At 68.1% G+C, this 20,915-nt stretch carries 21 protein-coding genes; 9 read left to right on the forward strand and 12 right to left on the reverse strand.

What is annotated here, in order from left to right:
• Positions 1-55 precede the first annotated feature (55 nt).
• A complete protein-coding gene (locus tag ASF32_RS08000; RefSeq protein WP_056426076.1) occupies positions 56-1,969 on the reverse strand; it encodes an ATP-binding protein in 1,914 nt (637 codons plus the stop codon).
• Between the two features lie 372 nt (positions 1,970-2,341).
• Here ASF32_RS08000 and ASF32_RS08005 point away from each other — a divergent pair, with 372 nt between their 5' ends.
• Entirely contained in the window at positions 2,342-2,623 is a 282-nt protein-coding gene (locus ASF32_RS08005) for a hypothetical protein (protein WP_056426078.1), read from the forward strand.
• Positions 2,624-2,663: 40 nt separating this feature from the next.
• On the opposite strand, the gene glgX is transcribed toward ASF32_RS08005, so the two are convergent.
• Together glgX and ASF32_RS08015 are read right to left on the reverse strand one after the other, a co-directional pair.
• Positions 2,664-4,763 (reverse strand): glycogen debranching protein GlgX, encoded by a 2,100-nt coding sequence (glgX, locus tag ASF32_RS08010; protein ID WP_056426247.1) that lies wholly within the window; start codon positions 4,761-4,763, stop codon positions 2,664-2,666.
• A 146-nt stretch (positions 4,764-4,909) separates the two neighbouring features.
• The gene (locus tag ASF32_RS08015; RefSeq protein WP_056426081.1) at positions 4,910-6,331 is read right to left on the reverse strand and encodes a trehalose-6-phosphate synthase; all 1,422 of its coding nucleotides are present in this window, start codon (positions 6,329-6,331) and stop codon (positions 4,910-4,912) included.
• A 405-nt stretch (positions 6,332-6,736) separates the two neighbouring features.
• Here ASF32_RS08015 and ASF32_RS08020 point away from each other — a divergent pair, with 405 nt between their 5' ends.
• The 7 genes from ASF32_RS08020 to ASF32_RS08050 all read left to right on the forward strand — a co-directional run bounded on the left by ASF32_RS08020 (position 6,737) and on the right by ASF32_RS08050 (position 11,005).
• Positions 6,737-7,246 carry a hypothetical protein gene (locus tag ASF32_RS08020; protein WP_156467727.1) on the forward strand — a complete coding sequence of 170 codons (510 nt, stop codon included), beginning with the start codon at positions 6,737-6,739 and terminating at the stop codon, positions 7,244-7,246.
• Between the two features lie 9 nt (positions 7,247-7,255).
• On the forward strand, positions 7,256-7,651 hold the full coding sequence (locus tag ASF32_RS08025; protein ID WP_056426085.1) for a phage holin family protein: 396 nt from the start codon (positions 7,256-7,258) through the stop codon (positions 7,649-7,651).
• Entirely contained in the window at positions 7,648-8,037 is a 390-nt protein-coding gene (locus ASF32_RS08030) for a DUF3618 domain-containing protein (RefSeq protein WP_056426087.1), read from the forward strand. Before ASF32_RS08025 ends, ASF32_RS08030 begins: the two co-directional genes overlap by 4 nt.
• 79 nt (positions 8,038-8,116) lie before the next feature.
• Positions 8,117-8,806 carry a hypothetical protein gene (locus tag ASF32_RS08035; protein ID WP_056426090.1) on the forward strand — a complete coding sequence of 230 codons (690 nt, stop codon included), beginning with the start codon at positions 8,117-8,119 and terminating at the stop codon, positions 8,804-8,806.
• Between the two features lie 146 nt (positions 8,807-8,952).
• Positions 8,953-9,681, forward strand: a complete 729-nt coding sequence (pxpB, locus tag ASF32_RS08040; RefSeq protein WP_056426092.1) for a 5-oxoprolinase subunit PxpB — start codon at positions 8,953-8,955, stop codon at positions 9,679-9,681.
• Positions 9,663-10,703 carry a biotin-dependent carboxyltransferase family protein gene (locus ASF32_RS08045; RefSeq protein WP_156467728.1) on the forward strand — a complete coding sequence of 347 codons (1,041 nt, stop codon included), beginning with the start codon at positions 9,663-9,665 and terminating at the stop codon, positions 10,701-10,703. Before pxpB ends, ASF32_RS08045 begins: the two co-directional genes overlap by 19 nt.
• Positions 10,704-10,798: 95 nt before the next feature.
• On the forward strand, positions 10,799-11,005 hold the full coding sequence (locus ASF32_RS08050) for a hypothetical protein (protein ID WP_056426095.1): 207 nt from the start codon (positions 10,799-10,801) through the stop codon (positions 11,003-11,005).
• A 73-nt stretch (positions 11,006-11,078) separates the two neighbouring features.
• Here the strand turns inward: ASF32_RS08050 and ASF32_RS08055 are convergent, their stop codons facing one another.
• Entirely contained in the window at positions 11,079-11,306 is a 228-nt protein-coding gene (locus tag ASF32_RS08055) for a hypothetical protein (RefSeq protein WP_056426098.1), read from the reverse strand.
• A 191-nt stretch (positions 11,307-11,497) separates the two neighbouring features.
• Here ASF32_RS08055 and ASF32_RS08060 point away from each other — a divergent pair, with 191 nt between their 5' ends.
• Entirely contained in the window at positions 11,498-12,049 is a 552-nt protein-coding gene (locus ASF32_RS08060; protein ID WP_056426103.1) for an alpha/beta hydrolase, read from the forward strand.
• Position 12,050: 1 nt separating this feature from the next.
• Here the strand turns inward: ASF32_RS08060 and ASF32_RS08065 are convergent, their stop codons facing one another.
• The 8 genes from ASF32_RS08065 to ASF32_RS08100 all read right to left on the reverse strand — a co-directional run bounded on the left by ASF32_RS08065 (position 12,051) and on the right by ASF32_RS08100 (position 20,669).
• Positions 12,051-13,082 (reverse strand): TIGR01620 family protein, encoded by a 1,032-nt coding sequence (locus ASF32_RS08065; RefSeq protein ID WP_056426106.1) that lies wholly within the window; start codon positions 13,080-13,082, stop codon positions 12,051-12,053.
• Positions 13,083-13,341: 259 nt separating this feature from the next.
• Positions 13,342-14,781 (reverse strand): YcjX family protein, encoded by a 1,440-nt coding sequence (locus ASF32_RS08070; protein ID WP_056426110.1) that lies wholly within the window; start codon positions 14,779-14,781, stop codon positions 13,342-13,344.
• 95 nt (positions 14,782-14,876) lie between these two features.
• Positions 14,877-15,998, reverse strand: a complete 1,122-nt coding sequence (locus tag ASF32_RS08075; RefSeq protein WP_056426114.1) for a hypothetical protein — start codon at positions 15,996-15,998, stop codon at positions 14,877-14,879.
• A gap of 73 nt (positions 15,999-16,071) precedes the next feature.
• Complete coding sequence (locus tag ASF32_RS08080; protein WP_056426118.1) at positions 16,072-16,596, reverse strand: histidine phosphatase family protein; 525 nt, start codon at positions 16,594-16,596, stop codon at positions 16,072-16,074.
• Positions 16,597-16,625: 29 nt separating this feature from the next.
• Entirely contained in the window at positions 16,626-17,606 is a 981-nt protein-coding gene (locus ASF32_RS08085) for an aldo/keto reductase (protein WP_056426121.1), read from the reverse strand.
• A 231-nt stretch (positions 17,607-17,837) separates the two neighbouring features.
• On the reverse strand, positions 17,838-18,689 hold the full coding sequence (locus ASF32_RS08090; RefSeq protein ID WP_056162789.1) for a MoxR family ATPase: 852 nt from the start codon (positions 18,687-18,689) through the stop codon (positions 17,838-17,840).
• 136 nt (positions 18,690-18,825) lie between these two features.
• The gene (locus tag ASF32_RS08095; RefSeq protein WP_056149950.1) at positions 18,826-19,470 is read right to left on the reverse strand and encodes a hypothetical protein; all 645 of its coding nucleotides are present in this window, start codon (positions 19,468-19,470) and stop codon (positions 18,826-18,828) included.
• Positions 19,467-20,669: a hypothetical protein gene (locus ASF32_RS08100; RefSeq protein ID WP_056426124.1), complete on the reverse strand. Its 1,203-nt coding sequence runs from the start codon at positions 20,667-20,669 to the stop codon at positions 19,467-19,469. Before ASF32_RS08100 ends, ASF32_RS08095 begins: the two co-directional genes overlap by 4 nt.
• Positions 20,670-20,915: the final 246 nt, after the last annotated feature.

Consider the following 20,915-nt stretch of genomic DNA (forward strand, 5'->3'; position numbering starts at 1 on the left):
GGGCATCGAAGCCGGGACGAGGCGCGCGTGGGGCCTTGGGGGTCGCGGAGATTTCTCATCCCGCGCGCTGCATCGGGATGTAGCGTTCGCTCACCGCCTCGGGTGCGGGGTCGAACAGCCCCATCGGTCGGCGCACCGGCACCACCGTCCCGTCGAGGCTCGGCAGCGGCGTCGAACGGCGGATGCCGGTGCGGATCGGGGCCGGCGGTGCGGTGCTGGATCCGCGCCGGCAATCGAGGGGAAGCGTCACGGTCACGCTGGTGCCCTGGCGTTCGGCGCTCTCGATGGAGATGCTGCCGCCATGGAGGCCGACGAGGCCCTGCACCACCGAAAGACCGAGGCCGGTCCCCTCATGCGTCCGGTCGTAGCCGCTGCCCGCCTGGAAGAACGGCGCGCCGATACGCGGCAGGTCGTCCGCGCCGATCCCGATCCCGGTATCGGCCACCACGATGTCGAGATGCGCCGCGCTTCGCCGGACGGAGACCTCGATCCGCCCGCCGGGCGCGGTGAACTTCACCGCGTTGGAGAGGAGGTTGATGAGCACCTGACGGCAGGCGCGGGGGTCCGCCATGATGTCGATCCCCAACCCGTCGGTGCCGCGCACCAGCGTGATCCCGCCCTGGTCGGCCCTCAGCTGCATCAGGTCGCAGCAGGTCCGCACCAGCGCGCCGACATTCACCACCTCGGGGACGTAATCGAAATTGCCGCTCTGGATGCGCGACATGTCGAGGAGCGCGTTCACCACGTCCAGGAGATGGCGACCGGAACTGCCGATGATCTCGGCATATTCGCGGCTGCGCTCGGGCCCGAGCGTCATGGAGCTTTGCCCGGCGAGGACTTCCGAGAAGCCGATGATGGCGTTGAGGGGCGTGCGCAATTCGTGGCTGACGGTGGCGAGGAACCGGCTCTTGAGGTCGTCGGCGCGTTCGGCCTCGGCGCGGGCGCGCTCCAGTTCCTCGGCGTGGCGACGGTGCTCGCTGACGTCGCGGGTCACGGAAACCACACTCGATCCCTCGATCCCCGACAGGGTGCCGACGATGCAATGGGCCCGCATTTCGGCGAAGATCACCCGCGGCTCGCCTTCGGCGCGCTGGGCGGCCGCGTCGAGATGCAGCCGGAACTGGACGGTGGCGGGTTTGCCGCTGGCGGCCACGTCGCTGATCGTCTGCAGCAGGGCCGGACGGTCTCCCACATGGACGCGGTCGAGCAGGCCGTGTCCGCGCAGGCGCCCCGGTTCGATTCCGACGAAACGTGTCGAGGAGGCGCTCGCATCGATGACGCGACCGTTCCGGTCGTGCCAGGTCACGAGGTCGTCGATGGCCGAGAGCAGCATGCGGTCGCGCAATTCGTTGTCGCGCATGCGGGCCAGCCAGCGGTCCTCGTGGCGCAGATGCTCCAGGGCCTGGGCGGCCACGTGACCGATGGCCGTGATGGCGAAGACCGGCATCGCCAGGGAGCGGGACAGGTCGAGGAGGGGCAGCGAGATGCTGCCCGGCGGCAGGAAGGCGACGACCAGGGCGCCGATCATCGCGATGAAGGCGGCGGCCAGCGTCGCGCGGCGCGAGCCGGACACGACGGCTTCCAACGGGATCGCCACCAACCAGATCGCGGCGGCGGAATTCACCCCGCCCGACATCTGGGCGAGGCAGACCACGAGGCCGGTGAGACCCGCCGACGAGATCGCATGGGCGACCCAGAGGATCCCGGTCCGCGACAGGAACACGGCGGCGAAGATCGGAAGGATCAGGCTGGCGATGGCCAGCACTTCGAGACCGCTGGGGACGCCCCGCCAGAGCAGATAAGGCGGGAGGCAGGCCATCATCACGATCCCGGTCGCGAGGCGCGACACCAGGAACCGCTCGTGCCGGAACCGCACGGCATCGTCGTCGATCACCGACTCATGCACGAGTCCGGCGAGCCGGAGATCGATCAGGGAAGCCAGGCCGCTGTAGATACGCAATACGCACACGCACAGCGCGAAGTGCCAAACAGGCCGCTTCGTCGCCCCTTGCTCGACTTTGACTCGGGTTCGACTTGAACTCGACTGATGCCAAACCTCGCAGACCCGACTTAAGCGAGTGTTGCGCAGACCCCTCCGATTGTTCGCGGATGCTTTCCGGTCCGTAACCAAGCCTATTCGGCGGAAGGTCCCTTTCGGGGCACATCGCCCGCTATCCACAGGGCCGGGCACCACATGCCGGTTCGCTGGAGGGTGCTGGCAAAGCCATGTTCACCATGGTTCTGGATTTCAGGGCGTGCGTGATGTGGGCTTTACGTTCTGCGCGGAGGCTCGGTCGCACGGGCCCGCTCACGGCCGACACCGAACCAGTCCGGAAAGCCCATGTCGTTCCTCATCCGCGTCTGCCTCGCCATCGGCGCCCTCTCCTACCTCGCCGCCCACCGCGACGATCCCGACCTCGCCGCGCGCATTGCGGCGCCGTCGCTGGAGAAATCCGTCTCCGTCGCCTGGGGAGCGTTGCCGGCCGATACGCGCGAGAAGGCCCTGAGCCAGGCCACCGACGGCTTGGTCCGGCAGGTGGCGGGATCTCTCGCCGGCTCGTCGCGCGACACCCTGGCCGAGACGGATCGCCGTCCGGCCTGGCGCGGCGTGGACGACCGCTGATCGGGGCGGGAGCGGCTGGACCGGACCGCCTCCCCTTCCCTCAGATCTCGTAGGACGCGGCCTGTCTTCCGCGCAGGACGTAGAGCGAACGGGGATCGATGCGCAGGCGCGCATTGGGGGGGAACAAGGCCTGCCCGGCCGGGACCGCGCCCGTCGGCCGGGTCGTGTCGAACACGACCATCCACGGCCCGCCGATGACCGGGGCCAGGGTGAAATCGATCGCGTCCTCGGCGGCGTTGATGAGGATCAGCAGGCGGTCCGCGCTCGGCAGGTCGTTGCCGATCTGCATGCCGAAGGCCTGCCGGTGTCCGTCGGCCCAGGCCTCGTCGTCCATCTCGGCACCGCAGGGCGAGAGCCAGTGGACGTCGCGCAGCGGCCCCTCCCCGATCACGGCACCGGTCAAGAAGGTCAGGCGGCGCAAGGCCGGTTGCTCGCGGCGCAAAGCCGTGAGGTTGGCGACGAAGGCCGTGAGGCCGGGGTCCGGATCGTTCTCCCAATCGACCCAGTTGATCGCGTTGTCCTGGGCATAGGCGTTATTGTTGCCGTTCTGGCTCCGCGACCGCTCGTCCCCGGCCAGAAGCATCGGGACGCCCTGGGCCAGAAAGGTCGTCGCCAGCAGGTTGCGCTTCTGCCGCGCGCGAAGGCTCAGAATCGCAGGATCGTCGGTGGGACCCTCGACGCCGTAATTGCGCGAGAGGTTGTGACCGTGGCCGTCGCGATTGTCCTCGCCGTTGGCGTGGTTGTGCTTCTCCTCAAAGGCGACGACGTCGGCCAGCGTGTAGCCGTCATGGCTCGCCACGTAGTTGATGCTGGCCAAAGGCGAACGGCCGGAGCCGGAGAAGATCTCCCGCGAGCCGGACAGGGCCTGCGTGAGCTTCGGCAGGATGCCGTGGTCTCCGCGCCAGAAGGCGCGGACACCGTCGCGGAATTGGTCGTTCCACTCGGCCCAGCCGCGCGGATAGGCGCCGAGCTGGTAGCCGCCCATGCCGATATCCCACGGCTCCGCGATCATCTTCGCCCGCGACAGGATCGGATCCTGCGCGATGGCCTGGAAGAACGCCGCCCTGGGGGTGAAATCGTGCGGCGTGCGCCCGAGGCTGGTGGCGAGATCGAAGCGGAACCCCGCCACACCATAGGCGGTCACCCAATGCCGCAGGGAGTCGAGGACGAGCTGCATGACCCGCGGGTGGTCGAGGTCAAGGGTGTTGCCGCAACCGGTGCAGTCGATCTCCTGCCTCCGGTTCTCCGGGTTGAGCTTGTAATAGCTTGCATTGTCGATGCCCCGGAACGACAGGGTCGGTCCGGTATGATCGGCCTCGCAGGTGTGGTTGTAGACGACGTCGAGAATGACCTCGATCCCGGCGGCGGCGAGTTCGCGGATCGCCGCCTTGAGACCACCGGCCCCGGCCGCCCCGAGATAGCGCGGCTCCGGCGCGAAATAGCCGAGCGGCGAGTAGCCCCAGAAATTCACCAGCCCCTTCTCCACCAGGAACCGGTCGTCGGCGAAGGCCTGGATCGGGAGAAGCTCGATCGCCGTCACACCCAGCTTCAACAGGTGCTCGATGATCGCCGGATGGGCCAAGGCGGCGTAGGTGCCGCGCTCCGCCTCGGGAATCGCCGGGTGAAGCTGCGTCAGCGCCTTCACATGGGCTTCGTAGATCACGGTCTGCCCGAGGGGACGACGGATCGGCGTGATCGCGAGTTCGGGCAGGTCGGGGGCCGTCACCACGCCGCGCGGCATGAGGGCCGCACTGTCACGCCGGTCGATCTGGTCCTCGCGCTGGAGGCCGCGACGGTGCCCGTAGAGGGAATCGTGCCAACGGATCCGGCCATGGATCTCGCGCGCATAGGGGTCGAGAACGAGCTTCGCCGGATTGAAGCGGTGGCCGTTGGCCGGGTCCCAGGGGCCGTGCACCCGGTAGCCGTAGAGCTGGCCCGGAAACACGCCGCGCAGATAGCCGTGCCAGACGTCGTCGGTGCGGCAGGGGAGCGGGATGACGCGATGTTCGTGGCGTTCGCCCGGCTCGAACAGGCACAGGTCCACACCGGTGGCGTTCTCGGAAAACAGCGCGAAATTGACACCGCGACCATCGAAATGCGCCCCGAGAGGTCCGGGTACGCCTTCGTCGATGCCGATCATGGAGGCCTTTCGCAGGTGCATAGGCCCAACGAATGCGGGCCGATCGTCGGCGCGGGTCACGCAAGAACGGTACCCCGGAGCCCTGTCCCGCAACCGGCCTGATTGGCCGGTACCGCTCGCCCCGCCGTTAGCAGGACGACGGGGGGCTACTCTGCGGCAGCAGCGGCGCGGGGTGGCTCGCGCTCGACGGTGCGGAAGTTCTCCAGGTCCGTCAAGAAATTCCGCGCCCACCAATCCACATCTTCGCGCGTCATCCGCTCGACCATGGGCTTCCAGCGCTCGATCCGCTCGCCGCGCGGCATGTAGAGCGCCGTGCGGATCGCCTCCGCCACCTCGAACCGGTCATAGGGATTGACGAGAAGGGCCTCGGGCAGCTGCCGGCACGCACCGGCGAATTTCGACAGCACGAGCACGCCCGGATCGTCCGCCGTCTGGGCGACGATGTATTCCTTGGCGACCAGATTCATCCCGTCGCGCATGGGCGTGACCAGGCCGACGCGGGCGGCGCGATAGAGACCCGCCAGGACAGGACGCGGATAGGCCTTCGTCACGTACTGGATCGGAGTCCAGTTCGGCTCGCCCAGCGCGCCGTTGATCTCGCCGACGGTCTCGTTCACCTCGCGGCTGAGTTCCTCGTATTCCGGCACCTCGGTGCGGGATTTAGGCGTGATCTGGAGGTAGACGACGTTGCCGCGCTGGTCGGGATTCGAGGCGAAGAAGCGGTCCACCGCCTCCATCCGCTCGGGCACGCCCTTGGAATAGTCGAGCCGGTCGACGCCGATGAGGAGCTTGCGGGTGCGCAGCCCCGCCATGGTCTCGCGGACAGTCTTGTTGGCGCCGGCATTCTCCGCCGCCTCCTTGAACCCCGCCACATCGATGCCGATGGGGAAACTGCGAATGCGGGTCCGGCGCCCATCGACCATCAGCGAGCCGCCGCCGAGCGGAATGGCCCGCAATTCGTCGATGAGATTGCGCGACAGGTTGTGGACGTCCGGGTCGGTCTGCAGTCCGATCAGGTCGTAATCGGCGATGCCGCGCAGGAGGTCACCGCTGGCGGGCAGCGTGTTGAACACGTCCGCCGCCGGCCAGGGAATGTGGTGGAAATAGCCGATGGGGTTGGCGATCCCAAGGCCGCGCAGTTCCGATGCAAGCGGCAGCAGATGGTAATCGTGGACCCATATGATGTCGTCGGGCTCGATCAGCTTGGCGAGAGCCCGCGCAAAGGTCCGGTTCACACGCTGGTAACCGGCGTAATCTGAACGGGAAAACGCCCCCAGGCCGAGCCGGTAGTGCATGATCGGCCAAAGTGCACGGTTGGCGAACCCGCTGTAATACTCCCGGTGATCCTGAGGCGACAGGTCGACCACGGCGTATTGAACGCGACCGCGATCGATCAGTTCGGGTTCTTCGGACGGATCCTCGACGACTTTGCCGCTCCAGCCGAACCACAGTCCCTCATAGGACGTGAAGGCCTCCTTGACGGCGACCGCCAAGCCTCCCGCGGCAACGGATTTCCCGCTGTCTTCAGGGATGGCCACACGGTTCGATACGATGACAAGGCGTGCCACTCAGCGGGCTCCGGTCCTCAGCGTGCGGCGCACCATGGGCGCACCGGACAGGATGATTCCGACAGTCAACGCGCGTAACCCGGCGGTGATCCGTCGGATACGGCTACGTATGTTGATAATCCGCCGACCAACCTAGCCGACCGCGCCGCCCGCGGCCAGAGTTCAGCACCATGAATGTCGGTTCGGCGGTGGATCGCTGGTCGGTTCGGCGGCTGTCGAGCGCCAGGATGGGCCCGGTCCGGCACCCAACGTAAGCTTAGGTGAATCCCGCTGGGCCGGCGGTTCCGACCGTTGGCAGCGCCACCGTCCGAGCATTGCATACGCAGCGCATTCCCTTCGGAACCGCGTCTGTTTCCGTGATGTTGAAGAGCCACAGGTGACACAGACCACAAGTGATCGAGGAGTATGCGCGTGAACGCAAATCAACCCACTGGCCCGGCATCCGCGGCGAACGCCCCCGGGATCGGCTCCGGCGAGGCTGCTACTCCGACCGGCGATTGGCGGACGCTGAAGGGCGATGTCGAGGGCATCGCCGACGTGGCCGTCGAGCGTGGACGGGGATTCGTCGCCGCCGCACGCGCCCATGCCACCGACTATGCCGATCGCCGCAAAGGCGACGCGGCCCAGTCCGTCAACGACCTGGCGCAGGGCCTGCGGGATTCGAGCAAGTCCTTCGAGGAGCAGCCCAACATCAAGGCGTTCTTCGACAGCGCCGCCGAGGGCCTCGAACAGCTCGGTTCCTCCATCGAGAACCGCAGCTTCGCCGAGTTCTACGACGAGGCGGAAGCCTTCGCCCGCCGCGCGCCGGTGGCCGTCGCCGTCGCCACCTTCGTGACCGGCTTCGTCGTCTCGCGCTTCATCAAGTCGTCGAGCATCGCGCATGACCGCGATGCCCGCGATTCCTTCCGAAGCTAGGCGGACGCCATGTCGAACGCCCCTCAATCCAGCATTCAAAGCCTCGTCGGCGATGCCCTGCGCGAGACCAGCGAACTCGCGCGCAAGGAGATGGCGCTCTTTCGCAACGAGATGACGAGCAACGTCCGCACGCTGTTCATCGGCCTCGCGCTGATGGTCGGCGCCGGCGTCTTCGGGGTCGTCGCCCTGTTCGTCCTCGTGGACGCCCTGGTGAAATGGCTCGCGACGGTGGTGCATTCGGAAGCCTTGTCCGCTCTCATCGTCGGCGGCGTGCTTCTGGTCATCGCCATCGTCTTCGCCCTGATCGGGCGGAGCACCATGTCACTCTCCACCCTGGCGCCGACCCGCACGACACGGCAGATGCGCCAGGACGCGCGTGCGTTGTCGGAAAGGGTTTCGGGATGAGTGAATCGTTGAACGATCTCGAGAAGGACATCGAGGCGAGCCGTGCCCGCCTCGATCAGACCATCGATCGCATTCAGGACAGGCTCTCTGTCCCGAGCATCGTCGACGACATGCTGGGCAATGTCCGCCGGACCCCGCTGAGCGGTGCCTATGACGGCGCTCTCGATGCGATACGGCGCAACCCGGTCCCCGTCCTGCTCATCGCGGCCGGCATCGGCTGGCTTCTGCATCGCACCGGCAAGGATCGGCAGACGCTGACGAAGCGTCCGCTCATCGATCCCAACGGTGCGCTGCCGGTGACGCCGGGCGTGGCCGCGAAGGCCTACGACCCCGACCAGCCGACCCGCCAGCCCGTGAGGGAACTGGCCGAAGCAAACCAGATCTGAGCCATCACGGGCCGATCGACACCCGACTGATCCGGCAGCGGCATCGCCGCCCCATCCCCATTCGACAGGAGTCGCATCCATGAGTTCCAGCAGCATTCCGGGCGGGCCGAAGAGTTCCCTCCCCGACGATATCGCCGTCTCCGCCGGCCTCCCCCATGGCGACGAGACCGCCCGTTCGCTCCACGACATCTCCGACCGCGCGCGCAGCGAAACACGGACCACGGCCGGCGACCTTCGCCACCAGGCCGGCCACCTCGCCGACGATACCCAGTCGAAAGCCGAGGGCTATGCCGACCGCGCCAAGGCCGCGGCCCTCGACGCCCGCGACACCGTCAAGGACAAGGCGGAATCGTTGCTCGACCGCGCGTCCGGGACCTATGACGACGCGCGTGAATGGGCGTCGGACGCCCACCGCTCCGGCCGTCGCAGCATCGGCGAGTTCGCCGAGCGTGGAAGCCAGCGCCTCGACCGCGGCAAGACCAATGTCGAGCAGTTCGTCACCGAGAACCCGCTTCTCGTCGGCGTCGTCGGCCTCGCGGCGGGAATGCTCCTCGGCGCCCTGCTTCCCAGGACGCGCCGTGAGGACGAGACGGTGGGACATTGGTCCGACGAGGTGAAGGACCAGGGCATCCGCTACGCCCGCGACTTCGCCGACCGTGGCCGCGAGTTCGTGGAGAGCGCGCTCGACCCAGAGAATCTCAACACCACGACCCAGGGCGGTTCCGAGCCGCTCCGCAAGCCGGATGTGCCGCCGGTGCGGCAGCACTGAGGGCAGGTTTCCGAGCCAAATTTCGCGACGGAAGAGGGGCGGCGCTCGACAGCGCCGCCCCTTTTGTGTTCGGACTGGAGCGAGTGTCGGAATCGGGGTTGCCCCCGGGGCCGACGGAGATTGCGTCGAGCGAGGCCCCGCGACCCGTGTCAGCCCCTCAGCCCCGCCTGCTTTGGTGCGGCGACACTGCGGTCACCATCGAGTTCGGTGAGACGATCGACCCTGAGGCCAACGCGATGGTCCTGGCCCTCGATCGTGCCGTGCGGGATGGCGACATTCCCGGGCTCGTCGAAGCCGTCCCCACCTACCGCTCGCTGACGGTCCATCTCGATCCCTGCGCGACCGAGCCGAACCGGATCGAAGCCTCGCTCCTCGCCTTGATCGGCGCGGTCTCGACCGAGACGACGCCACGCCGGTTATGGCGCATCCCGGTGGTGTATGGCGGGTCCTTCGGCATCGATCTCGCCGATGTCGCCGCCCATCATGGGTTGAGCGCCGACGAGGTCGTGTCCCGGCATGCAGCAGCCGATTACCGGGTGGCCATGAACGGCTTCCTGCCGGGCTACGCCTATCTCTCCGGTCTCGACCCCAGCCTCGCTCTCTCGCGCCGGGAAAGCCCGAGGCCGGTAACGCCGGCCGGTACGATCTCCATCGGCGGCGTGCAGGCTCTGGTGGCGAGCATCGCCGCCCCGAGCGGATGGCACCTCCTCGGGCGGACCCCCGTGCGCGCCTTCCTGCCGGGCCGCGACCCGGTCTTCCTGTTCGAGCCCGGCGACACCATCCGCTTCCTGCCCATCGAGCCGGAAAGATGGGACGAACTCGACCGGGCAGCGGGGGCCGGTGAGTGCATCGTCGAATGCGAGACAACGCCGTGACCGGGCGTCTCGTCATCCGCAGATGCCATGGCGCGCTCAGCCTCCAGGATGGCGGACGGCAGGGCTACCAGCGCTACGGCCTTTCCGGCTCCGGTGCGATGGACCGCCTCGCCATGGCGACCGCCAACGCGCTGGTGGGCAATGCCCCTGACACACCGGTCCTCGAATTCGGCCTCGGCGGCGGCAGCTTCGTGATGGAGGCCGGACAGGGATGGTTCGCCTGCGCTGGCGCGCCCGGCACGCTCCGTATCGACGGCGCCCCCCTTGCCAGTCACCGCACCGCGACCCTGGCGCGAGGCGCCGAACTCATCGTGGACCCGCCGCGTGAGGGAGCGTTCGTCTACCTCGCCGTGGCCGGCGGGTTCGAAGCGGGTGCCGTGCTCGGTAGCGTCTCGCTGCATCTCCGCGCCGGTATCGGGGGCGTCGAGGGACGTCTGTTCCGATCCGGCGACCATCTGACCTTCGCCGCGATGGAGAGTACTGCACTGGGTGACCGGACCATCGATGCCGTTCCCCTCGACCGAGATGCACCGATCCGCGTCCTGCTCGGCCCCCAGGCCGAACGCTTCACCCAAGGCGGGATCGACACGCTGTTGGGCTCGACCTTCACCGTGTCGCATCGCGCCGACCGGATGGGATACCAGCTCGACGGCCCGGCCATCGCCCATGGCGCGGGCGGCTACAACATCGTCTCCGACGCCACCGTCATGGGCTCGATTCAGGTGCCAGGCAACGGCCTGCCCATCGTGCTGATGGCGGATCGGCAGACCACGGGCGGCTACCCGAAGATCGCGACGGTGATCTCGGCCGATCTGCGCCGCCTCGCCCAAAGCCGGCCGGGCGATCCGATCCGGTTCGAGGCCGTCACCCTGGCAACAGCGCGGGAGGCCGCCCTCCGGCGGCAGCGCGATATCGCCGACCTGCCCGGCCGCCTTCGGCCGCTGGGGGGCTTCGACGCGGAGCGGCTCCTGGGGGCAAACCTCGCCGGTCACGCCGTCGATGCCCTGCGGGAAGGCCCATAAGACGTGACGGCATCCGGTCTTACCGAAATTGATTCGTTCGGCAGTGCGCGACACCCCGATGCCGAAGGGCGTCTGTGTGCGGGAGGAGGGCCAGGATGCGGATCGCCGCGTTGATCTTCGGCCTGGCGCTGCTCGTGGCGACGGCCTTCTGGTTCTTCTACCTCGTCCCCCTGGGATGCGCGATGAACACCACCGGCTGCAACGAGCGGTTCACGGTGTGGAGCGGCCTGGGCCTGGTCCATTTCTGGACGCCCTTCCTCATCGCCATCTCGGCGATGGCCTATGGTCTGGGACGGCCGTGATCTTACGTGCCTGGCCAACGATTGCCGCGCCGGCAGCGAGGGGAAGCCGTCGCCCCCTCGTTTCATTCAGGCTTCACGGGGCCTGCCATTCGACACCGGCATGCTCGCGGATATCGCCGGGCGCGGACCCGGTATCGGCATCGCTGACCCAGTCGCTCGGCTCGACCACATCGACGATCTCGTCGTCTGGATAGGCCGCGGCGAGAAAGACCTTGGCCTCGCCCTCGGCGGCAGCCCGGACCGTGACCAGCGGGCGAAAGCCCTTGGCGGCGCGGATGTTGGCGATGAAGAGCTTCGTCATGTGCATTCTCCTGGGCACGCCTGAGCGCGACACTCGGCTAACGCGGGAAACCTCGATCCGCGCGGGCCCTCGATGAAAATGATGGGCCGCCACCTCTCGAAGCGTGGAGGCCCTTTACCCAACGCGGCGATGCCTGCCGAATTCCCCCCATCCGTCTCGACGCCGCGCGAGCGAGCCGCTATCGGGGCAGCATGAAGCTCGCCGATTGCGACATCCTCATCCTCCCCGGCTATGCAGGCTCGGAAGACGGCCATTGGCAGGCCGGCTGGGCCGCCCGCATGGCCAATGCCCGCATCGTCGAGCAGGAGGACTGGCACCATCCCGAAGCCGGCTCCTGGCGCGCGCGTATCGTCGAGGCGGTGGAGGCGGCGACGCGTCCGGTGATCCTCATCGCCCACAGCCTCGGCGTGGTCGCCTCCGTGCAGGCCGCGCCCGCCTTCCCCGAGGGCAAGGTGCGGGGTGCCCTCTTGGTGGCGTTCCCGGATGTGGAGCAGACGCCGAACCTGCCATCGAGCGTCACGGATTTCGCGCCGGTGCCGCGCGATCCCCTGCCCTTCCCGTCCTTGCTGGTGGCGAGCCGCAACGACCCCTATTGCGCCTATGACCGAGCCGAGGACTTCGCCTATTCCTGGGGCTCCGCCCTGGTCGATGCGGGTGAATCCGGTCACATCAACGTGGCGAGCGGGCATGGTCCCTGGCCCGAAGGGCTGATGCGCCTGGCGGGCTTCCTCAAGGGGCTCTGATTCACGCCTTCTCGGCACCGCCCATCGGCTTCAGCAACTCCCCGGCCACATCCGACAGGCGCGGCGGCTCCTCCCTGACGAAGGGGAGCGGGCGGCAGACGGCCAGGGCCGCGAGGCCGAACCGGGCGGTCATCAGGCCGTTGAGCACGCCCTCGCCGAGCTTCGCCGAGACCCGCGCGGCGATGCCGAGGCCGAGAACCTGCTGGATCATGCTCTCGCCCACCGCCATCCCGCCCGTGACGGTGAGATGCGCGAAGGCGGCGCGGGCAAGACGCAGGAAGCCGAGGAAACCCGGGCGCCCGCCATAGATCGTCGCGATCTGACGCAGGAGGCGCACCGCGGCAAAGACCACGAAGGCCACGTCGACGATGGCGCGCGGGCTCAGAGCCGTCACCGCCGAGACCTGCTTGGCGGCCGAGGCGATGGCGTTGCGGGCCTGCCGGTCGAGGGGTTCGAGCAGCTCGTGCTCGGCGAGCCCGATCCGGTCGTCAACATCGAGAATCGTATCGCCCAGAGCTTTCAGGCGCTGGCGGCCGGCCACCAGCCCGGTCCTCGTGGCGTAGAGGTCGCAAAGTTCGGCGACCACCGCCTGCGCGCCGGTGTGATCCCGCGTGGCGATGGCCTCGATGGCCTTCGCCCGCAGCTTCTCGATCCGGCGCTCGCGCCAGATGCCCGCGAGCTCGCGCATCACCAGGGCGAGGAAGGCGATGGCCGCGAGGACGAGCAGGGCCAGAGCGACGCCGCCGAGCCAGGGCGCGGCGGAGAACAGGTCCGCGATCATCCGCTCCAGCGACAGGCCGATGCCGAGGGAGACGAGGCCGCCCAAAGCCAGCATCAGCACCGACAACCAGGGCGCTCGGGATTTCGGAGCCACCGGCACGGCGGTGCCGTCCGCGGCCTCGACGATCTCGAACGGCTCTTCGACGATCCTGACCGCGTTCGGCGGCTCCGGCGGCGGAACGATGCCCTCCAGTCCCTCGGCCGGCTCGGCGGCGGGGATGCGGAAGGCGCGGGGACGGTTCGGAGAGGTCATGGGCGGACCTTTGATAATGGCATGGTCGCGAAGTGGGATAGATCGGTCGAGCGCTCCTCTCCCCGCCTGCGGGGAGAGGGACGTGTCCCCCCCTCGTCGGGGGGCACGTCGAGGCGGCAGCCGAGGGTGAGGGGGCGATTGCGACAATGCCACATCCGGTCCGGCCCCCTCACCCTCGCTCCGCTCGTCGCGGGGACGACGAGGTCCCCGCGACCCTCTCCCCGCGCGCGGGGAGAGGGGGACTCGCTCGGCCCGGCGCTCACGTGAGCTTGTCGCCGATGAGGAACTGCATCGCCCGGTCGAGGCGGATCTGCGGCAGGTGGCCGGGCCGGCCATGGGCGTCGGGCCGGATCAGCGGGGGGCGGAAGCGGGGAAAGCGGAGCGATCCGGGCGGGACCGCGCCGTCGAGAACGGATTCGGGTCGCGAGGGCAGTTCGCCGGGGAACACCGCCGCCTCGCTCCGCCCGTCGAAAATCTCGTCGCCCACATGCTCGCCCGCCTCGGGCGTTCCCGAGACCGCGCGCAGGGTCATGCCGTCATCGTGGACCGTGGTCTCCCGCGTGGCCCGCACGGAGGCGAGGGCGACGGTGCCGACGCGAGCGCCGGCCGCCTCGGTCCGGCGCATGGCGCGGGAGACGAGGAGCCGCAGCAAAGCCTCCAGCCGATCATGGCTGGTCTGGTGCAGGTGATCCGCCTTGGTGGCCGCGAACATGATGCGATCCGCCCTCGGCGCGAACAGGCGCGACAGGATGGTATTGCGGCCGATGCGGAAGCTGAGGAGCACGGTGTCGAGCGCCTCTTCCAATTCGGCGAGGGCGGCCGGCCCGGCATCGACGGCGGCGAGCACGTCCACGAGGACGATCTGGCGATCCACCCGCTGAAAATGGTTGCGGAAGAACGGCTCCACGACCTTGGCCTTGTAGGCCTCGAACCGCCGTTCCATGAGCCCCGCGAGGCTGTTCGGGACGATGGTCTCCGGCAGGCCGTCGAGGGGCGCGAAGGTCAGAGCCGGCGATCCGGCGAGGTCGCCCGGCATGAGGAAGCGGCCCGGCGGCGTGGTCGCCACCGATTCCGGCCCGGCGCGCAAAGCGGTGAGATAGGCGGTGAAGGCGATGCTCGCCCGCTCGGCCACGACCTCGTCGAGGGGGCCGGACGGGTCGAGGTCCTTGAGCACCGCCAGCCAGGGCGCCGCGATGGCGGCGCGCCCGGTGCGCCGGGTGCCCGCGATGGTGGCGGCGGCCCATTCCGCGTAGCTCTGGTCGATCAGAGCGAGGTCGAGGAGCCATTCGCCGGGATAATCCACCACGTCGAGCATCAGCGTGCCCGGCCCGGAGCGCCAGCCGCCCTTGCGCTCGTATTCGATGGCGAGGCGGAACTGGCTGATCCGGTCGGTGGAGCGCGGCCACAGGCGCTGCTCCGTCAGGGCCGCGAAATGATCCTCGTAGGGGAAGCGCGGGATGTCGTCGTCGGGTTGCGGCACGAGGCGGGCCCGGCGCAGCCGTCCCTCATGCGCCGGGGCGAAGGCCGGCAGGGCATGGGTTTCCACCAGATGATGGATCAGCGCGGTGGTGAACACCGTCTTGCCCGACCGCGCGAGACCGGTGACGCCGAGCCTCAGGGTCGGCTGGATCAGGAGATCGCTCGATGCCTCGGCGAAGGCCTGGATCGCGGAGCCCGCGCGCGAGGCGAAGCTGATCATGAAGCGAGGGTCTCGTTTGGCCGGAGGGGGAGGATGGGTGGCGAATGCAGTGGTGAGGTGGCGCGCGCGTCAAGCGAACGCAAGAACCGGACGCGTCATCGGTCCACCGCGCCGGGATCGACTTGGCCAGGATCGACCTGGGCGGCGGCGAGCCGTGCGATGGCGGCTTCCACCAGATCCGGCCCCGCCCGCAGCACGCCGAGTTCCACCGCCGACATGGCGAGCATCACCGGGGCGAGACGGGGCGATGGTCGCCCATCGGCATCGAACAACGCCAGATCGTCCTCGATCTTGAGGCCCACGCTGGCGGCGATACGCGTGGCGTAATTGCGGATGCGGACCTCGTCGTTCCCGCAGAGGGGTGCCGGTGCCGCCAGATCCTGCAGCCGCAGACCCGGTAGTCCAGCCGCGAGGGCGGGCAAAGCTGCGGATTCCGCCGCGAACCGGTCTGCCAGCCGGGAGGACGGCGATGTCGCCCCGGTTTCGGACGAACTCGCGATGATCGGGGTGATCGCCGGACGGCCGATCGTCTCGGCGGCCCCCGCGATACGGACGGGCCTCGGCTTTTGCGCGCCCGCCATCCTCGCCAGCGGCGACCAGGGCTGGACCCGCAGCGGCCCGCCCCGCGCGACCATGCGAGGCTTGCGCATTCCTCCCCGTGCATGGCGGGCGAGGTAGCGGGCGCGCAGGGTCTTGCCGAGACCGAGCGGCGCGAGACCGGTGGAGACCTTTCCGCCCGAAACCCCGGCGCTCGAAACAGCGCATTCCGCCGGCGCCCATCGGCGGACGATGGACAGGGCGTTGCGGCGGCCGAACTCGCGATAATAGCGCCGGAGCAGGAGGGCCGCCGCGTCGGCGCCGTCGCCGGCGGTGGCGAACCCGGTATGCCCCTCCGCATCGCTGCCGATCTCGCCCCGCCAGCGGGCGCTCTTGATGCACCAGTAATTGTTGAGCTTGACGCAGCGCGCCACGAAAGCGGGCGGGACCGGCGCGTAGCGGGCGACCAGGGCCAGCGAAGCGGGACGCAGGGCCGTCCCCGCTTCCGCCCGCCAGTTCGACACCGCCCTCTCGCTGGCGAGAAAACTCGGGGCGTCGGAGGGAGGGGCTACCATCGCCACGGCCGATTCCGTGCGCGCGACGCCGGACTTCACGGCGTCGAGGCCGATGCCCATGCGCGGCATCAGGGTTGTCAGGACGAGAAGCGTGGTGACGAACACGGGATCAGCGGTGGCGGGCCATGGCACTGAGCAACGGCCCAGCCGGTGATCCGTTCAATATCGCCACATAGGCTCAGGCGGCGTCATCGCGGTCGAGGCCCTTGGGCGTGACGAACCGTTCGAGCCGGCCCGTGCCGGGACGGAACCCGGTCCAGGCATCGCCCTCGATATCGATGACGGCGAGCGCCGCGGTCGGGAATTCCACCGAGAGCCGCGCCCTCGCCTCGCGGGGACCATCGCCCACGAGATCGAGGGAGAGATCCTGCAGGCCGGGATTGTGCCCGATCATGAGCAGGGTCCGGATCTCGGCCGGCGTCGACCGGATAACCTTGAGCAGCGCGCTTTCCGGCGCTTCGTAGATCGCGTCGACGATCTCGACCTCGGGATTGCCGAGGGCGGCGGACATGCCCTCCCAAGTCTGTCGCGTCCGCAAGGACGGAGAGACGACCACCTTCTGGGGGATCAGATCCTGCGCCGCCAGATAGGCCCCCATCTGCGGCGCGGCCTTGAATCCGCGCGGGTTCAGCGGACGGTCGATATCGCGCACGCCCGGCGAACGGTCGGACTTGGCGTGGCGCAGGAGCATCAGGCGGCGCATGGACGGAGAACCTTCCTAGTCTAAAGGCCTTACTGGAAGCCGACGACGGGGTGCGGCGTGTAGAGCGATTCGAGGGCGGAGATCTCGTCGGCATCGAGCGCGAGGTCGAGCGCCGCCACGGCATCGGTCAGGTGGCTGGGTTTCGACGCCCCGATGATCGGCGCGGTGACGATCGGTTTCTGGATCACCCAGGCCAAAGCCACCTGCGCCCGCGACACGCCCCGCGCTTGCGCGATCTCCGCCACCTTGCCGAAGATGGCCCGGTCCGCCTCCTCTGCGGAGGCATAGAGCCGCTTGCCGACCTCGTCGGAATCCTGGCGTGCGCTGCCCTCGTCCCAGTCGCGGGTCAGGCGCCCGCGCGCCAGCGGGCTCCAGGGCAGCACACCGATGCCCTGGTCCGCGCAGAGCGGCAGCATCTCGCGCTCCTCCTCGCGGTGGAGGAGGTTGTAATGGTCCTGCATCGTCGAGAACCGGGTCCAGCCATGGAGATCGGCGGTGAACAGGGCCTTGGCGAATTGCCAAGCGTACATCGAGGACGCGCCGATATAGCGGGCCTTGCCGGCCTTCACCACGTCGTGGAGCGCCTCCATCGTCACCTCGATGGGGGTGCCGTAATCCCAGCGGTGGATCTGGAGGAGATCGACATGGTCGGTGCCGAGGCGCTTCAGGCTGGCATCGATGGAGGCGAAGATCGCCTTGCGGGAGAGACCGCCGGCATTGGGCTGGTCCTTCAGCGGATAATAGCACTTCGTCGCGAGCACGACGCTGTCACGGTCGGCGAAGTCCTTGAGGGCACGCCCGACGATCTCCTCGCTGGTCCCGTCGGAATAGTAATTCGCCGTGTCGAAGAAGTTGATGCCGAGTTCGATCGCCTGCCGGATGAGCGGGCGGCTCTCCTCCTCACGCAGGGTCCAGGGATGGGGACCGCGCTCGGGAATGCCGTAGGTCATGCAGCCGAGGCAGAGCGGCGACACGTCGAGGCCGGTCCGGCCGAGTTTCTTCAGTTTCATGGACAATCCTCCGATGACATCTCGGCCCTATCCGGGCCTGCCTTCGCTCATCCCAAGGCCCGGCCTCGATGGCGACGCCCTAATTCATGTCCCCGCGTCATCCTGGGGCCGCGTTGCGGAGCCCAGGATCCAGAAACGCAGGTCTGGCCCATTCCTGGCATCGTCACGGCTCTGGATCCCGGGCTCGCCTCCGGCGCTCCGGATGACGGCGCGGCTCGATACCCGCCCGTTTCAGCCCCCTCTTCCCTCGCGACGCATCATGAAGGCCAGCTTCTCGAAGAGGCCGACATCCTGCTCGTTCTTCAGGAGCGCGCCGTGGAGCGGCGGGATCAGCTTGCGGCCATCGCGCTCGCGCAGGGTCTCTGGCGAGACATCCTCCGACACGAGGAGCTTGAGCCAATCCAGCAATTCCGAGGTGGAGGGCTTCTTCTTCAGACCCGGCACCTCCCGCGTCTCGAGGAAGACCCGCAGGGCCTCCTCCACGAGGCGATGCTTGATGCCGGGGAAGTGCACCTCGACGATGGCCTTCAGCGTCTCGGCATCGGGAAACTTGATGTAGTGGAAGAAGCAGCGGCGCAGAAACGCGTCCGGCAGTTCCTTCTCGTTGTTCGAGGTGATGATGACGATGGGGCGGCGCTCGGCGCGGATCGTCTCGCCGGTCTCGTAGACATGGAACTCCATCCGGTCGAGTTCGGTCAGAAGGTCGTTCGGGAACTCGATATCGGCCTTGTCGATCTCGTCGATGAGGAGAACCGGACGCTCGGGATGCGTGAACGCCTCCCACAGCTTGCCGCGCCGGATGTAGTTGCCGATCTCCGACACGCGCGGATCGCCGAGCTGGCTGTCGCGCAGGCGCGAGACCGCGTCGTATTCGTAGAGGCCCTGCTGCGCCTTGGTGGTGGATTTGACGTTCCAGGTGAGGAGCGGCGCACCGAGCCCCTTGGCGATCTCCTCCGCCAGCACTGTCTTGCCGGTGCCGGGCTCGCCCTTCACCAGAAGCGGCCGCTCCAGCACGATGGCCGCGTTGACCGCGGTGGTGAGGTCCGAGGTGGCGACGTAATCGGCGGTACCGGTAAAGCGCATGAGGCGTCGGCTTTCTGTTGCGGCTTCATCCATTGGGAAGCTTCAGCGTCTGCGGCGCAGCCGATGCGCGCTTCCCCGAAGCGGGATGGCGACGGGTGCCCTCCCACTACCGAAATTCGGCTGAAGCGTAGAGCCCTCAGAGCGACTTCCCGTCGCTCCAGACGCAGTTCGAGGCCAGGATCGCGAGGTTCACGTCGGATTTCTGCGGCTGCGGCAGAACCTTGCCGTCCATGGCGAGATCGATCTTCATCTCGACCTGGCCCTTGGCCTCGTTGGTCCGGCGGGAGAAGTAGCAATATTGCTGGAAGGGCACTTCCTCGTTGGCGCGGAAGTTCCAGCCGGTGACGATCTGGCCGTCCATGTACGGCACCTGTTTGAACACTGTGAAAGTGGTGTTCACCGTAGCCTTTGAAGCGGGGGCGGCGTCCTTGCCGAGCTGGGCCTGGGTCGGCGACGGGGAAGAGCGGACGGGGCCGCCTTCCAGTTTCAGGACGTTGTCGGTGAGCGTCACCTCACCCTTGGTCTTCAGCGTCACGTCGGACAGCGCGGCCTGCATGGCGGCGGCGATCTTCTCCGCCGCCGAGTCGAACTGGTTCATGTAGGCGTAGCCATAGGACGCCGCGCCGATGCCGATGCCGGCGAGCGCCGCGAAAGCACCCGCCCCGATGGCCCGGAACAGGAAGGCACGCGCGGCGGTGATCCTCGTCTCGGCCCGGAGCCGGCCGTTGACGCTCTGGGCCAGGACGACGTTTTCCGGCGTCCCCGATGCGTGAATGCTCATGCGCCGGCTCCCGCATTAGCCGCCGGCGGGATGTGGATATTAGGTGGGGTGCGGCGGTCCAGCGGGATCACTTCACCAGTTGGCGTCACGTCGCGCACGGGCTTGGGCGGCGCCAGGCCCATCTCCTGGCGAATGGAATCGGTGATCGAGTCGAGCATGTAGGGCGTCGCCTCGAGGTTCACGGCGGCGCCGAGATCGTCCTCGTCCATGAAGGTCTTGCGCACCGAGACCGCGCAGAGCGCCAGGATCGTCGAGGCGAAGGCGGCGCAGAGGGCCGGCACGAACACGAAGATGCGCAGGAACGCGTGGACCTGCGCATCCGTCACGTCGATCGGATCGACGCCGTAGACCATGGCGGTGAAGGAGTGGAGCTGCGAGCGGTTCACCGAATTGCGATAGGCCTGCTCGGCATCGGCGACCTTGCGCTCGGCCACGCCACGGTCGAGTTCGGCCCGCGCCTTGCGGGCTTCCTCGAGGGACTTCGTCACCACCGCCCGGTCGGCACCGGCCTTGCCGACACTGGCATTGAGGGTCGCGGTGCGCGGATCGGTGACGCATTTCAGGTTGGAATAGCGCTGGCCCTTGCTGTTGGTGCCCGAGACGCGCTCACAGCGCTGGGCGGGCAAGGCCGAAAGCTGGCTCGCATTCTCGGCGGCGCGCTTCTCAATCTGGTCGAGTTCCGTCGTGTACTGGGCCACACGGGCATCGGCGGCGGCGATGCGGTTGTCGATGGTCGAGCGGTCGGCCTGCGCGTCCTTGAGGGCGGTCTTGGCCTTGGCGGCATCCATGAGGCGCGGGTGGAACATCATCTCGCCGAGCTGCGACACCGACTTGGTGGTGACGCCTGCGGCGAAGATGATGCCGACGATGGCCAGCGCCCGGATGAAGTAGGAGCGCTGCGTGCGGGCCAGGATGCCCAGCGGCACGCGGCAGAGCTCCACCGCCGCGTAGACCAGCGGCGCGAGGAGCATGAAGTAGAAGGCCTTGTCGTCCCCGTCGCTGTAGACCCCGGCGAACAGCCAGGCGCCCCAGAGGGACGCGCCGATGACCATGAACTCGACGAGATACGCGATCCCGACATAGCCCCACTTGATCCGGTAGCCCTTCTCGAGATGGCGCTCGTGCGTCCAGCGCTCGGACTCACGGATCCAGTCACGTCGTTCGCGCTGAACATCCCGGTTGGGCGGCGACTTTCGCATGAGGCACTCGTGTCTTCAAAAAACGCGACGAACGACGCAACAAACCGTGAGGTAAGCTGGGGCTTAACCGATCGTTAAGTTCCGCCCTATGCGGCCATTGTGCCGTTTTTGCGCCATTCCGTATCGCAGCGCAAAACCCCTTCTGCGCCAGCGCGTCCCGCATGCATGGCTGAGTGCGGCGAGGGATGAAATCCGCATGGGCCGGCAAAATGCAGGTTGCCCAGGCGGTACATGGGCTTGCATGCT

The organism is Methylobacterium sp. Leaf91 (assembly GCF_001422815.1).
In the GTDB taxonomy this organism is placed as follows: Bacteria; Pseudomonadota; Alphaproteobacteria; order Rhizobiales; family Beijerinckiaceae; genus Methylobacterium.